Annotated in this window: 14 protein-coding genes; 4 read left to right on the plus strand and 10 right to left on the minus strand. The window is 35.9% G+C overall.

The genetic code is table 11. The annotated features are described in order from the left end of the window. Positions 1-25: 25 nt before the first annotated feature. The gene (locus EO766_RS03645) at positions 26-1033 is read right to left on the minus strand and encodes a DHH family phosphoesterase (RefSeq protein WP_074417758.1); all 1008 of its coding nucleotides are present in this window, start codon (positions 1031-1033) and stop codon (positions 26-28) included. Positions 1034-1169: 136 nt separating this feature from the next. On the opposite strand from EO766_RS03645, the gene EO766_RS03650 reads away from it, so the two are divergent. After that, positions 1170-1586: a nucleoside-diphosphate kinase gene (locus tag EO766_RS03650; RefSeq protein ID WP_068241422.1), complete on the plus strand. Its 417-nt coding sequence runs from the start codon at positions 1170-1172 to the stop codon at positions 1584-1586. A 119-nt stretch (positions 1587-1705) separates the two neighbouring features. Here EO766_RS03650 and EO766_RS03655 read toward each other — a convergent pair whose 3' ends face one another. The 4 genes from EO766_RS03655 to EO766_RS03670 all read right to left on the minus strand — a co-directional run bounded on the left by EO766_RS03655 (position 1706) and on the right by EO766_RS03670 (position 4709). Further along, positions 1706-1906 (minus strand): hypothetical protein, encoded by a 201-nt coding sequence (locus tag EO766_RS03655; protein ID WP_074417757.1) that lies wholly within the window; start codon positions 1904-1906, stop codon positions 1706-1708. Continuing rightward, positions 1899-2600: a DUF6089 family protein gene (locus tag EO766_RS03660; protein ID WP_074417756.1), complete on the minus strand. Its 702-nt coding sequence runs from the start codon at positions 2598-2600 to the stop codon at positions 1899-1901. Before EO766_RS03660 ends, EO766_RS03655 begins: the two co-directional genes overlap by 8 nt. A gap of 196 nt (positions 2601-2796) precedes the next feature. Further along, entirely contained in the window at positions 2797-3720 is a 924-nt protein-coding gene (gene lipA / locus EO766_RS03665) for a lipoyl synthase (protein WP_081301400.1), read from the minus strand. 170 nt (positions 3721-3890) lie between these two features. Next, the gene (locus tag EO766_RS03670) at positions 3891-4709 is read right to left on the minus strand and encodes a hypothetical protein (protein WP_074421037.1); all 819 of its coding nucleotides are present in this window, start codon (positions 4707-4709) and stop codon (positions 3891-3893) included. A gap of 40 nt (positions 4710-4749) precedes the next feature. Between EO766_RS03670 and EO766_RS03675 the strand changes: the two genes are divergently transcribed. Continuing rightward, positions 4750-5160 carry an OsmC family protein gene (locus tag EO766_RS03675; protein ID WP_074417754.1) on the plus strand — a complete coding sequence of 137 codons (411 nt, stop codon included), beginning with the start codon at positions 4750-4752 and terminating at the stop codon, positions 5158-5160. On the opposite strand, the gene EO766_RS03680 is transcribed toward EO766_RS03675, so the two are convergent. The 4 genes from EO766_RS03680 to EO766_RS03695 form a co-directional block, all read right to left on the minus strand. After that, a complete protein-coding gene (locus EO766_RS03680) occupies positions 5161-6462 on the minus strand; it encodes a DUF2851 family protein (RefSeq protein ID WP_228733063.1) in 1302 nt (433 codons plus the stop codon). It abuts the gene before it with no gap. Positions 6463-6500: 38 nt separating this feature from the next. Beyond that, entirely contained in the window at positions 6501-7079 is a 579-nt protein-coding gene (locus EO766_RS03685) for a Maf family nucleotide pyrophosphatase (RefSeq protein WP_074417753.1), read from the minus strand. A 43-nt stretch (positions 7080-7122) separates the two neighbouring features. Further along, the gene (locus tag EO766_RS03690; protein WP_074421038.1) at positions 7123-8064 is read right to left on the minus strand and encodes a geranylgeranylglycerol-phosphate geranylgeranyltransferase; all 942 of its coding nucleotides are present in this window, start codon (positions 8062-8064) and stop codon (positions 7123-7125) included. Between the two features lie 329 nt (positions 8065-8393). Further along, positions 8394-9182 carry a Rossmann-like and DUF2520 domain-containing protein gene (locus tag EO766_RS03695; protein ID WP_074421039.1) on the minus strand — a complete coding sequence of 263 codons (789 nt, stop codon included), beginning with the start codon at positions 9180-9182 and terminating at the stop codon, positions 8394-8396. A 14-nt stretch (positions 9183-9196) separates the two neighbouring features. On the opposite strand from EO766_RS03695, the gene EO766_RS03700 reads away from it, so the two are divergent. Then, the gene (locus EO766_RS03700) at positions 9197-10063 is read left to right on the plus strand and encodes an alpha/beta hydrolase (protein ID WP_074421040.1); all 867 of its coding nucleotides are present in this window, start codon (positions 9197-9199) and stop codon (positions 10061-10063) included. Between the two features lie 128 nt (positions 10064-10191). Next, positions 10192-12744: a type I DNA topoisomerase gene (gene topA, locus EO766_RS03705; RefSeq protein WP_074421041.1), complete on the plus strand. Its 2553-nt coding sequence runs from the start codon at positions 10192-10194 to the stop codon at positions 12742-12744. A 64-nt stretch (positions 12745-12808) separates the two neighbouring features. Here topA and EO766_RS03710 read toward each other — a convergent pair whose 3' ends face one another. Further along, on the minus strand, positions 12809-13876 hold the full coding sequence (locus tag EO766_RS03710; RefSeq protein WP_074417746.1) for a fatty acid desaturase family protein: 1068 nt from the start codon (positions 13874-13876) through the stop codon (positions 12809-12811). Positions 13877-13999 lie beyond the last annotated feature (123 nt).

Below are 13999 nucleotides of genomic sequence, written 5' to 3' on the forward strand. Positions count from 1 at the left end.
TTTAGTTAGAACAAATTTTAAAACATTATTGCAGGGCTCCCTTGTAAGCCGGAATAACATTGTAAAAATGTTCTAAAGTTTTTTCTAAAGTATCACTACTTCTGCCCCCGGCTGCATTTTTGTGTCCGCCGCCTTCAAAATGATTACGGGCAAATATGTTCACATCAAAATCTCCCTTACTACGAAAACTCCATTTTCTTTCTTCATTCCTGTCAATTACAATGGCCCCAAACTTAATGCCTTTAATGGTTAATAAATAATTTACCAAGCCTTCCGTATCGCCCGTTTTAATATCATATTGAATGATATCAGCTCTGGGGATTGACATGACTGCCGTATTGTATTCGTACAATACCTCCATTCTGTTCAGTAAAGCATTCCCAATAAAACGAAGCCGATTTTCTAAAAAACTATCATAAATGTTATCATGAATGGGCGTATGCTGTAAGCCTAAATCTTTAAAATGTGCCACCATTCTGTGTACTGATGCTGAAGTTGCAGGAAACCTGAACGAGCCGGTATCAGTCATTGTACCAGTATATAAACAAGTAGCAATAGTTACATCTAATAATTCAGGACGTTCAGATTGCATAATAAAATCATACACCATTTCGCAAGTAGAACTTTTGGCAGTATTACTAATGCCAAATTGAAATGCCGATTCTTGTGGTTGTTCATGATGATCAATCAGTACTTTAATCCCTTCGGCTGCTTCTAAATGTTTTTCGAGGTGTTTGGTTCGGTGTAAAACATTAAAATCTAAACAAAATAAAATTTCAGCAGATTGAATGAGCACAAGTGCTGCATCTTTTTTTGCTTCAAAATCAATAACTTTATCCGCATCCGGCATCCAATCTAAAAAATCTGCCCAATTGGTGGGTGTAATAACAGTAACATCGTGTCCGGTTTTTACTAAAAAATGATATAAACCAAGGGCTGAACCCATGGCATCGCCATCAGGTTTTTGATGTGTTGTAATAATAATTTTTTTGGGCGTTCTCAATAGTGGATAAAATGCTTCAATTGCTTTCATAATCAGGTGGGCAAAAATAGAGTAAATCTATATGCCATTAACAGCTTTTTAAAAAGATAAGCATTTATTTAGCAGGAATATTGGAAGCACTGTAACCTAAATCATTAATTTTGCAGCCAAATTGAATAAAACATTTATGAGTAACAGAACTTTTACGATGATTAAGCCCGATGCAACTGCAAAAGGTTACACCGGTGCCATCTTAAACCAAATGATTGAAGCGGGTTTTACTATTAAAGCCATGAAGTGGACAAAATTAACCACTGAGCAGGCTGCCGAATTTTATGCCATTCATAAAGAACGTCCGTTTTTTGGAGAGTTGGTAACTTTTATGAGTAGTGGTCCCATTGTTGCTGCTATTTTAGAAAAAAAAAATGCAGTGAATGATTTCAGAAAATTAATAGGTGCTACCAATCCGGCTCAAGCGGAAGAAGGTACCATCCGAAAAAAATATGCCGCATCTGTTGGTGAAAATGCAGTACATGGTAGTGACAGTGATGAAAATGCATTGATTGAAGCTGACTTTTTCTTCTCAAAATTGGAAAGATTTTAGTAACCTCCTCAAAGTGGCATGATTTTTTCTACTATTTGAATGTTTTTTAAGGGTTTAGGGTTGAAAAAAGGCTTCTGTAAATTGAAGCCTTTTTGAATAAAGTAAATTGAAGTACTTACTTAATATGCATTTCTTCTATAAGTGCGGGTTTTGGGTGCGAACGGACCACCACCGGGATGGCTAGTATAATATCCGCCAAGAAAAACATTATCTAACCGCACTGAGAAAGTAACCTGAAAAGAATAGAAAGCATCTTTATTATGAGGATTACCACGTGGCATATACAAAGGTGGTTTAGCACCGGGACTTACCTCAATCACCTCTAAACGATAATGAAGCAGCTTCTAACTGACCTGCAGCAATTAATGCGTTGGTTGCATATTTTGGTGTACTTACGTCATCTAAATAATCGGTAAAAAGAATGCGATAATTAAATTCAAAACCAACTGCAAATGCGTCTGTAACCTCATAGCGCACTCCAGCTCCAAAAGGTATATTTAACTGTGTACGATGATACGGTTTGGGATAACCGGGTTGATTTAAATACTGCCCTTCAGTACCAATATCGTGCAGATAAACCTTATTCCCATTTCTGTCATAGGTAGTAGGATTAAAATGAAATAGTCCAAATCCACCAAATACATAAGGCACAATGTTATAGACATTCCTATCAAGGATATCGTATTCCATCATATTAGAAATTTCCCACACAAAACTTTTAAAATTTAAGTTTCTGGCTCTTAAATCGGCTCTTGGGGACAAAGCATCATTCCCTTTTACACCCAATAAAGACAATCCTAAACGATAGCGTATTTTTTCACCTAAATCGTAGGTTGCACCTCCCATAACATCAGGAGAAACTTGTTTTAATGCAGGGGGACCCTGTATTAAATCGCCCAGATAAGCGCTAACGCCTAATCCACCAAAAGCACGAACACGTTGTGCCAAAGAAGGGGAACTTAATGCTAAAAAAGTAATTAGCAGAAATGTGCGATAGGATGCTTTTAAATGCATTAAAAAGAGTTAGTGGTTTGTAATTGATGATGTACCTAACTCAGGTTAATTACTTTTCGAATATATTGATTTTGTACAATTGTTAGCAATAACTGTTCCAATTATTCAAAAAATGCATAGGAATCATAGCTTCATCTTTTCAATCAAAAAAAATAGTATTTCCCCCATCTGTCTGCATTAAAGCTTCGGGGTTGTTTTATTTACTTTTTTCAGCCAGCCATTTGGCGCGACCATACCCTTTTAAAACATGCTTTTCACTATGGTAAGAAGAACGCACCAAAGGGCCACTTTCTACATAATCGAACCCAATTTGATAGCCAATTTCTTTTAATTCAGCAAATTCATCCGGATGTACAAAACGCTGAACAGGCAAATGTTTGGCAGTTGGTTGTAAGTACTGCCCTAAAGTTAACACATCACAATCAACAGTTCTTAAATCATGCATAGTTTGTATCACTTCTTCTTTGGTTTCGCCAATACCTAACATTAAACCTGTTTTGGTGCGCATACCACCTGCTTTTAAAGTTTTTAACACTTCTAAACTTCTGTGGTATTTGGCCTGTACCCGAACTTTTCGGGTCATTCGTTCTACTGTTTCCATGTTATGGCTTACAACCTCAGGTGCAGCATCAATAATTCTTTGTATTTGATTGGATATGCCTCTGAAATCGGGAATTAATGTTTCCAGAGTTGTTGCAGGGTTTAAGGCTTTTATGGCTTTTATGGTATTGTGCCAGATAATGGAGCCGCCATCTTTCAATTCATCTCTGTCAACACTGGTAATTACTGCATGTTTTACTTTCATTAAGTGAATGGCTTCTGCAACCCTTTGAGGTTCATCCCAATCAACCGGTGCAGGCCTGCCTGTTGCTACAGCACAAAATCCACAACTGCGGGTACATACATTACCTAAAATCATAAATGTTGCAGTACCTTCTCCCCAGCACTCACCCATGTTGGGGCAGTTTCCACTTTCACAAATGGTATGTAATTGATGGGTATCAACCAAACCTCGAACATGTTTGTAACTTTCGCCAATGGGCAGTTTTACCCTTAACCAATCAGGTTTTTTTATTCTTATAGCATTTGTTGTTGCTGAAATAACCGGTAATTCTTCCACAAAATCTGTTTTTATAAAATAATTGCAATACTGCTGTTCATTTGCTATTTTAAAATATTTGCTTCCCAAACTTTGTACATGAAGCAATGTATATTTCTGATAGCCGTAAAATGAATCATCCTTCGCTCAAATAAAACAATATACGTAATAAAAGGATGTGCAAATTTACATTACTTTCTTCTTCCAAATACTATAGCAGCATACGCATTAAAGAATAATTTTCTATCAGAACTATTCACCATAATGGGCATATTCTGTGTATAGTATTCCAGATTAACGCCTAACTCTAATGCAGAAAGTAATTCGTTATACCTTCCATAATCAAACCGAAGTGCTGCCCGTGCCTGCACACCGGGAACATATTTTATTTCATTCAATCCTTTACTAAATCCGGATGAGCCTTGAATAAGCGTATAATCGAGAAATGCAGTTGGATTATCTGAATATTTAATATCGTTTACCTGATTGGCATTGTTTGGATCCTGAACCTGCAAATAGTATGGTTTTAACATGCCTAAACTAAAACCACCGCCATAAATTGCTGAAACAGCAACGCCGTTTTTATTACCCTTACCACCAATTAAACGTTGCTGGCCAAATCCTAATTTAAAACAGTAGAAATTATTCTGCTTTCCGTAAATGTAGGGATTACCCAAAAAAACAAATCCACCCCCTACCAATGGTACAGATGTTTTTTCTTCGTGTTTGTCTTTATGCTCACCTAACTCCATCCACCACAAATTGGTTTTAGTAATGGTTTTATATTTTCCATGTTCATAAAAAATACCATACCCATCGGTATTCAATTTCACGCCAAATGCTCCTTGTTTCTGATAAATGAGTGCCCCTTCTTCTTCCTGCTTAATTAAATTATTAATTCTTTCTCTACGTTCTACAGCTTTTTGTTGTCTGCTGGTAAGTGCATTTGTACTTTGTGCAAATAAAAAAACTGGTGCCAGGGCTAAGGTTAATACAATTAATTGCTTCACAAGAATTATTTTAATGCTAATTTAGATAAAAATTTAACCTATGACTTCAATTGTATTGTATAAAGGAAATTTAAGAACAGAATTAACACATTTACAAAGTGGAACGTTAATTGAAAATGATGCACCCACCGATAATCAGGGGAAAGGGGAAAGATTTTCACCAACCGATTTGGTAGCTACTGCTTTGGGTAGTTGCATGATTACAACAATGGGCATTAAAGCCAATACAATGAACATTGATTTAACCGGTACCAAGGCTGAGATTACGAAAATTATGAAGAGTGATCCCAGAAGAATTGGTAAAATCATTACCCATATCATATTTCCAACTTCTTTGCAGCAACTGGATGAAAAACAAAAACAAATTTTAGAAAATACGGCGCGTACCTGCCCGGTAGCAAGAAGCCTGCACCCGGATTTAGAAACAGATATTCAGTTTACTTGGGAATAATTACTGGCTGGTTTGCTTTAGTATTTTATGACCAACCATACAGGATAAACATTTTTTTTCTGAACAATATTGTCGGGATAAATGAATGAATGCCTGCGAATCGAATGCATTTTTGTTAGGAATTTGATATTGTAACCAGTTACTGGTAATCAAATTTTTTTCGGCAGGAAGCAGCGTTAACCATTGAATTACTTTGTTTTTATAATTGTCGTCATTATGATAATGCCCATATGCAAACAACATGGGGCTTACAGTATTAATGATTAAAGTATTGATCATTTGCCTACCTAATTTTTTGGGTAGATATGCAGTTGGTTCATCAGTTAAATTGTAATGATAATGCCAGTAATCATTTGCAGTAACGTTAAATAATGCGCTAACCTGTTGGATAGTAGTGGCTTTCTTTACCGCATCAAACAAATGAAAAGATTGATGAATGAGCATGGCCAATTGTGCCAAACGAACGGTTGGAAAATTTGCAGGTCGCATCCTTAAAAATTTAGGTAATGCATTTGCCGGTTTCAGGGAATATTTTTTTTGCAGAAATAGATACTCCTTTTGCAGCATCTGAACATATTTATCTTCAAAATCATTCCTGTTCAATAAATTGGCCTGACCAAGTAACAGCGCTTCTAATTGTTGAATATTGTTTTTGTGCTTTGCCAATATATTTACAGGTGTTAATGCTGCCATTTCCTGAAACAGCAATGCGTTTTGTGTTAGTCCAAAATTATAAGCCAAAACCTGCCAAAAAACCGCTTCCCAATGGCCTTTGGTTGCATGTAATTTTTGAATGATTTTTTCAGTATTTCCCATTAACTTTTCAACGGCCAGTCTTTCTTTCCATGCCATCCATTCTAAATAACTCAATGCAGGTAAATGAAGTGAACAGGGTATTTTTTGCGGGGTTTGTAATAATTGCTGATAATGTTCTAATAATAGTTTAGACACCCGGTTGCACAAACTTAGCGTGTGCATTGAATTACCGGATGCATCGGGTATTGCTTTGTTATTCTGCCAAACCACATGTAAAATAACATTTTTAAAATGCGGATCATTTTCGTGCTGATGTGCTAACCAATCGGAAGCCTGCACATGAATTTCTACATTACCTACCAAAGTGATTTGATTGATTTGAATAACAGCCTCTAAAAAATCGGGGCCTTGATGGGTATTGTATTGCCCCGGTTTAATAACTTTTACAGGCTCGCCTGCATCTGTTACTAATGATGCAGAATTATAATATTGAAACTGCCATATAAAATGCAGCAAACGTTCATTCAGATATTGAAGCTCAGGCATAAGTTATATCAATTAAACTTCAATATATCCAATAATTTTTATTTACACAACAAGTTGTAAATTTTATTGATGGGTAACCCCATTACATTATAAAAATCACCTTCAATGGCTTTAATACCAATAAGGCCAATCCATTCCTGAATGGCGTATCCACCCGCTTTATCAAATGGTGCATAATTGTCTACATAATAAGCTGCTTCTTCTGGTGTAAATGCATTAAAACACACATTAGTTACTTCAGCAAAAGCAATTTCCTTACTTCCGATTAACAAAACTACCCCTGTTATTACCTGATGCTTGCGATCAGATAAACTTAGTATCATTTGAATGGCTTCTGAGCGGTTCGCCGGTTTTCCTAAAATATCATCATCTACTACTACAATGGTATCTGCTGCCAAAATAGATTTATGATTCAGTTCACCATGAAAATCGGCAGCAATTTTTTCTTTTACTGCAAGTGCTTTATTTCGGGCAATATGAATGGCTACTTCATTTTTAGGAAGCGAAACAGGAAAAGATTCGTCGGTTGTTTTTGTAACAACAATAAAGGGTATCCCCACTTTTTCCAGTAATTCTTTTCTTCGGGGGGAGTGAGATGCTAAAATAATTTCTTCCATAATTTTTTGATATACTGATGCAAATTAAAGTATTACACCATATTTACATGGGATGCCCGAAAAATAACATAGAAACAATACCTGTAAGCATGATGATTTTGACCAAAGTACTTAACCGATGAAAATCGGCAGCTGATTGGGCTTTAATTAATAACCGCACTACTTGCAATAATGGAAGTGTAATACATACAAAGCCATACAAGGCGGTTACCCACCATCCAATAAAAGTTACATATAATTGCAAAAGCAGTAAAGCTGCCAATAACACAATTACCCAAACCAATGTAAATATTTTTGTACTGTTTATTCCCCAAACAATGGGCATGGTTTTACAACCATATTTTCGGTCGCCTTCTACATCTTCCATATCTTTAATCACCTCACGAATTAAAGAAATAATAAATGCAAACCCTGCATATAAAATTGTAAACCGAAAAAATTTATGGGTATCTAAATTTGTTATTGGGGGAAATACAAAAAAATAGCGTTGCTCTGCCCACCAAAGAATTAATACTGACCAGGCAGTGAGTAAAGAAATGAGCACATTACCCAACAGAAATTTTTTTTTCAGTGAAGCGGAATAAATGAACAACAACAAAACACTCAAAAAATTGAATATCCCTATAAAAGAGGACTGGGTTGTCTTATCAATATAAAAACCTAACGCAATGCCCACAATACTTAATATAAAATGCCAGAGTATTACCCAACGGCGGCTTATTGTATTGTCAACAACAAGTCGTTTGGGTTTATTGACTAAATCAATATTTAAATCAAAATAGTCGTTAATTACATAGCCGCCGGCTGCAATGCAAACTGAGCTGAATGCTAAGAGAAAGAAAGCTGAAGTATTTAATACATTATCAACCCCTGCTGCAGTAAATAAAGGCTTTACAATGCAATACTCAAACATTACCTGGGTTAAAAAAATAAACAGCAGGTTGGGCCAACGAATGAGTTGCAGAAATGCGTTGATAATTTTCAATTGATTGAATTTATGCGAATGATATTTTTAAATTTAATTTTGATGACAGCATCACGAAAATAAACGGGCTCAACCCGTTCTTGCTCAAATTTATTCTTAATCTTATACAAGTCTTTCCATTTTCGCAGCAAAAATATTGGAAACATACTGATGTTAAGGAATTTAATGCTACTTAATTAGGATCATACAATTAAAAACAATGGGTTTGTAACGATACTGCAAAGAACAATTGTCCACATGGTTGTACAAAAAAATAATTTGGTTTATACAAAAAAAATTATATTGTGTGTACGTTTACGTTCAATTGCTTGCCAAAAAGTCCCTCACGGTTATCCGTTGAGGGATTTATTTTTTAAAAGTTCGTCACGAATACATTCGGTAAACAAATCATACAATTTTGCATATTGAGGTTTTTGCACCAATAAAGCCTGCTGCTTTTGAATAGTAACAGAATCGTTTCGAATGGCCGGACCCGTTTGCATTGCAAAAGGTTCAATAGAATCATGAATTCTTACAGCAGTTTCATGTATCAAAGGAATTAATAGGGAAAAAGGAATGTTTTGTTCCCTACAATATGCAAATGCCATTTGATATAGATAGTTAGAAAAATTGGAAGCAAATACAGCCGCAAGATGCAATTGCCTCTTTTCTTCATCATTCAATACAACAATTTGTGCATCAGTTAAATCATTACACAATTTCATTAAATCTGATAAAACAGACTGGTTACCTATTGTAATGGCCAACGGAAATTCAGGCAATTTTTCAACATGTGCATTCAGGCTTTGTATTGGCCATAGTACACCAAAACTTTCAGTAAAATTTTTGAATACTGCAGCAGGAATACTGCCCGATGTATGCACTAAAAATTTGTTCTTAAATACCGGATGGGCTGCTGTTTCCTGAATCAAATTATCGGGTAATGCAAATAAATATAAATCGGCCCGGGTATCAACATCTTTAATATTTGTTGTAAATGTTGCCTGTAATTGCATGGCCAATGTTGCTGCATGTGCCGGCGTTTTGCTAACAATTTGCAGAATTTTGTGTTTTTTTTGAAATAGTAATTTACCGAATATAGTAGCTACATTACCAGCACCAAGAATAACAATATCCATATATTTGTTTTAGGATGAACAAGAAAACAAAAACCAAACTAAAGGCAATTTATTATATTGTACTGATAAAATTGATTGCAGTTTTCAGTGCCAGAGCAGCCGCCCTAAAAGCATTTAAGGTATTTTCAACTCCCTATTCGGGAAAACCCAAAAGAATACCACCGGCCGAATTTTCTTTTGCTACCCCACTAACGCTGCCCTTTGAAGGTAAAGTATTAAGGGGATGGCTATGGCAACCTGAACCAGAAAAAAATAATGGAAAAAAAATATTGATTGCACATGGCTTTGATAGTTGCAGTTACCGCTTTGCACATTTTATTCAGCCCTTTCTGCAGCAGGGGTTTACGGTTATTGCCTTTGATGCACCTGCACACGAATTAAGCGATGGTAACACTACCAATGTATTAGAATATAGAAATGCCATTGTAGCCATCAAGAAAAAATTTGGCCCATTTGAAGTAAATGTCGGGCATTCGTTAGGCGGAATGGCCATTACGTTAGCTGCTGAAAAATTACAGGACACTTCAAAGTTAATTTTAATTGCGCCTGCAACTGAAACATTTACTGCCATTCACGCTTTTTCAAAGCTCCTGCGTTTAAACGCAAATATAAAATCTGCCTTTGTTCAACACATCAAAACAATATCAAACCATAGTATTCATTATTTTTCTGTTAGCAGGGCTATTGCACATATTCATGCGCCTGTTTTATGGATTCATGATGAATCAGATATTATTTGTCCTTTTAAAAATGTACTTCCCGTACAGGAAAAGCAATATCCGCATATTTCATTTTATTGCACAAAAAGCCTCGGGCACAGCAATATTTATAGAAGCAAATCTGTTAAAAATGCCATTATTTCATTTAGCAATAATGAATAATCGTTTTTGTGATTTAAAGCTTTCAACTAATATTGCATGTACTTTATTGAAAAAATGGCAAAAAAACCATTATTTAACGATTCATCCATAGATTCGTTCGTATTGTTCACCATATATTAAAAATTAGAATGGCAAAGAATTTATTAATCGTCGAATCACCCGCAAAGGCAAAAACCATAGGCAAAATCTTAGGGAATGATTTTGAGGTGAAAAGTTGTTATGGCCATATCAGAGACCTGGAAAAAGATGATATGGGCATTGATGTTAATAAAAACTTTGAGCCACGCTATATTGTTCCGGATGAAAAACAGAAAGTAGTTAAAGATTTAAAACAATTGGCCGCCAAAGCAGCAGAAGTCTGGTTAGCATCGGATGAGGACCGTGAAGGAGAAAGTATTAGCTGGCATTTGGCTGAAGTACTGGGGTTAGACCCGAATAAAACCAAAAGAATTGTATTTCATGAAATAACCGCACCTGCCATAAAAAAAGCTGTTGAAAATCCAAGACTCATAAATATGAATCTGGTGAATGCACAACAGGCCAGAAGGGTATTAGACCGATTGGTGGGTTTTGAATTAAGTCCGGTTTTATGGAGAAAAATTGGCATGCAACGCAGCCTGAGTGCAGGCCGTGTGCAAAGCGTAGCAGTTCGGTTAATTGTAGAAAGAGAAAGAGAGATTAACCAGTTTATTCCGGAAAAAAGCTTTAAAATAGAAGCAGCATTTACGGCACCTGATATAAACCAAAAACTCGTAATTTTTAAAGCCGAGGGCCCTTCAAAAATTGCTACCAACGAAGCAGCCAACCAGTTTCTACAGCAATGTATTGGCGCTAATTATACTGTTAAGCAGGTTGAAGTAAAGCCTGCTAAACGTACACCGGCCGCACCTTTTACAACCTCTACACTACAGCAGGAGGCCTCCAGAAAATTAGGATATGGAGTTAGCAAAACAATGTTACTGGCACAAAAATTATACGAAAGCGGTTACATTACTTACATGCGTACCGATAGTATTCAGCTTTCTGATACTGCATTAACTGATATTAAAAAAGAAATTAACGAGTATTACGGCAGTCAGTACCACCAGCCTCGTAAATTCAAAAACAAAAACGAAAGTGCGCAGGAAGCCCATGAAGCCATTCGGCCAACCTACATGAGCAGACATACCATAGATGAAGCTGATACCAAAAAATTATATGAACTCATCTGGAAGCGAACCATTGCTTCGCAGATGAGTGATGCCGCATTTGAAAAAACCATAGCTCAAATAGGCATTTCTACCAATGCGGAAACGTTAACAGCCACTGGAGAAACGTTGAAATTTGATGGTTTTTTAAAAGTATATTTTGAAGGACGGGATGATGAAGATGAAGAAGATACAGAAAAAATGTTACCACCATTATCAGAAGGCCAAAAATTAGAATTCAAAGAAATGATGGCAACAGAAAAATACAGCCGCCCTCCGGCAAGATATACGGAAGCATCACTTGTAAAAAAATTAGAAGAGCTGGGAATTGGAAGGCCATCCACTTATGCGCCTACCATTACCACCATTGTTAAAAGAAACTATGTAGAAAAAAGAGACAAAGAGGGTGTACCCCGGCAAATTACCTTACTAAAACTTACACCCGAAAACAACATTGAAAAAAATATTATAACTGAAATTACCGGTGCCGAAAAAGGGAAATTGTTCCCAACTGATTTGGGTATACTGGTTACTGATTTTTTAAAACAGCATTTTCAAAAAATTATGGATTATGGCTTCACAGCTAAAATTGAAGAAAACTTTGATGAAATTGCTGAAGGTAAAATTCAATGGAATAAAATGATTGATAATTTTTATCAGCCATTTCATGTAGATATTGAACATACTTTAGAAAATGCAGAACGGGCTAAAGGTGAACGCGAATTAGGCATAGATCCGGGTACCGGGAAAAAAGTGATTGCCCGAATGGGTCGTTATGGTGCTATGGTGCAAATAGGCACTGCCGAAGAAGAAGAAAAGCCGCGTTTTGCTAAACTAAACCCCAATCAAAGTATTGAAACCATTTCATTGGAAGAAGCACTTGAACTATTTAAATTACCCCGCATTTTAGGTGAATATGAAAATCAGGAAGTGAGTGTGAATATAGGCCGGTTTGGTCCCTATGTTAAATGGGGCGATCAATTTATTTCATTGCCTAAAGGCGTAGATTTAACTGAAATTGAATTAGATAAAGCCATCACATTCATCACACAAAAAAACCAGGCAGATGCACCCATTGCTACTTACAAAGATTTGCCGGTTACTAAAGGAAAAGGAAGGTTCGGTCCCTTTATAAAGTGGAATGATATGTATATTAATGTACCCAAAAAATACAATTTTGATACATTGAGCAAACAGGATATTGAAGAATTAATTGAGGCGAAGATGGAAAAAGAAGCCAATCGCTTTATACAACAATGGCCACAAGAAAAAATTTCAATTGAAAATGGTCGTTGGGGACCATTTATTCGCTTTCAAAAGAAAATGCTGAAGCTGGGCAAAAAACCCGATGGCACAAAATATGAACCAGCAGAATTAGAAACGATTACTATAGACACTGTAAAAGCCATGATTGCAGAACAAGTTCCGAATGCTTTTGCAAAAAAAACAAAGGCTGCTGCAAAAAAATCGGCAACAACAAAAACAAGAAAATAAATACAATAAAAAAACCGGAAGCATCACAGTCTGTTTTTTTACATGTTAATTTTTCTGAAATACTTTAATAGTACCTGCCCATTTTTCTCAAAAAACGAACATGCGCAGCAACAGCACCCCGTACAGTAGGATATTCAATATACTGCAACTGATATTCCTTACATACTGTTCTAACGATTTTACTGATAGCCGGATAATGCACATGCGAAATTTTAGGGAATAAATGATGTTCTATCTGAAAATTTAATCCACCCACCAACCAACTTACTAATTTATTATGGGTGGCAAAATTGGCGGTTGTTTTTATTTGATGCAAAGCAAATTCATCGGGTAATTTACTGCTTACCGGATCAGCTTCAGGAAAATCGGTACCTTCAACAGTATGTGCCAACTGAAATACAATGCTTAAAATAAACCCTGTTACACAAGCCATAGTAAAGAAACCTGCCATCCAGTCTATCCAACCAACAAAATAAATCGGGATAACTACAAATGCCATAAAATGGAATGCTTTGATAAACCAAAATCCAAGATGATCGCATATCTCCATTTTTTTCAGGGCAATATTGCCAATTTTACCGGAAAAATATTTTTTATAATCTGCAAAAAATATCCAGAAAACATACAATAGCATATATAGTACAATAAAGTAAATATGCTGAAAACGGTGTACCCAGTATTTTTTTTGTGTTGGTGCCATTCGCATTAAAAAGCCAACTTCTATATCATCATCTATCCCATCAATATTGGTAAAACTATGGTGAATCATATTGTGTTTTACATTCCACATAAAGTGATTGGCTCCTACCAAATTCACTGAACGTGCAGCTAAGTGATTCAGCCATTTACTGCGGCTAAAGCTGCCATGACTGCCATCGTGCATAATATTAAAACCAATGGCAGCAACTACACCCCCCATTATGATTAACTCAGGAATAGCAAAATACCAGTTGGGGGTAAAAAAAATAAGATGCACATATAAAAAGCCAAAAAACAACATTAATAAAATAGCTTTTGTAAATAAAGCTGCGTTGCCAGTAGCTTCAATACCGTTTGTTTCAAAATATGCATTTACTCTGCGCCTTAGCTCAGCATGCAACGAATCTTTAACAGCAGGAAATTTAGGAATCATTCTATTCAATTTATAAAGTAAAAAACAAACTGCAAGGTACATGAATTAACGCTATCCAATACGTTAAAACGCAATGAACGCCACAAAATCAAAAACATTGTATTCGTGTATAAAAAATATTTC

Origin of the sequence: Hydrotalea sp. AMD (assembly GCF_004100315.1) — a bacterium.
GTDB lineage: Bacteria > Bacteroidota > Bacteroidia > Chitinophagales > Chitinophagaceae > Hydrotalea > Hydrotalea flava.

Bases quoted from the DNA above. Each gene is read 5' to 3' on its own strand.
- EO766_RS03645 (WP_074417758.1), bottom strand. From the start codon at position 1,033: ATGAAAGCAATTGAAGCATTTTATCCACTATTGAGAACGCCCAAAAAA.
- EO766_RS03650 (WP_068241422.1), top strand. From the start codon at position 1,170: ATGAGTAACAGAACTTTTACGATGATTAAGCCCGATGCAACTGCAAAA.
- EO766_RS03660 (WP_074417756.1), bottom strand. From the start codon at position 2,600: ATGCATTTAAAAGCATCCTATCGCACATTTCTGCTAATTACTTTTTTA.
- EO766_RS03675 (WP_074417754.1), top strand. From the start codon at position 4,750: ATGACTTCAATTGTATTGTATAAAGGAAATTTAAGAACAGAATTAACA.
- EO766_RS03680 (WP_228733063.1), bottom strand. From the start codon at position 6,462: ATGCCTGAGCTTCAATATCTGAATGAACGTTTGCTGCATTTTATATGG.
- EO766_RS03685 (WP_074417753.1), bottom strand. From the start codon at position 7,079: ATGGAAGAAATTATTTTAGCATCTCACTCCCCCCGAAGAAAAGAATTA.
- EO766_RS03695 (WP_074421039.1), bottom strand. From the start codon at position 9,182: ATGGATATTGTTATTCTTGGTGCTGGTAATGTAGCTACTATATTCGGT.
- EO766_RS03700 (WP_074421040.1), top strand. From the start codon at position 9,197: ATGAACAAGAAAACAAAAACCAAACTAAAGGCAATTTATTATATTGTA.
- topA (WP_074421041.1), top strand. From the start codon at position 10,192: ATGGCAAAGAATTTATTAATCGTCGAATCACCCGCAAAGGCAAAAACC.
- EO766_RS03710 (WP_074417746.1), bottom strand. From the start codon at position 13,876: ATGATTCCTAAATTTCCTGCTGTTAAAGATTCGTTGCATGCTGAGCTA.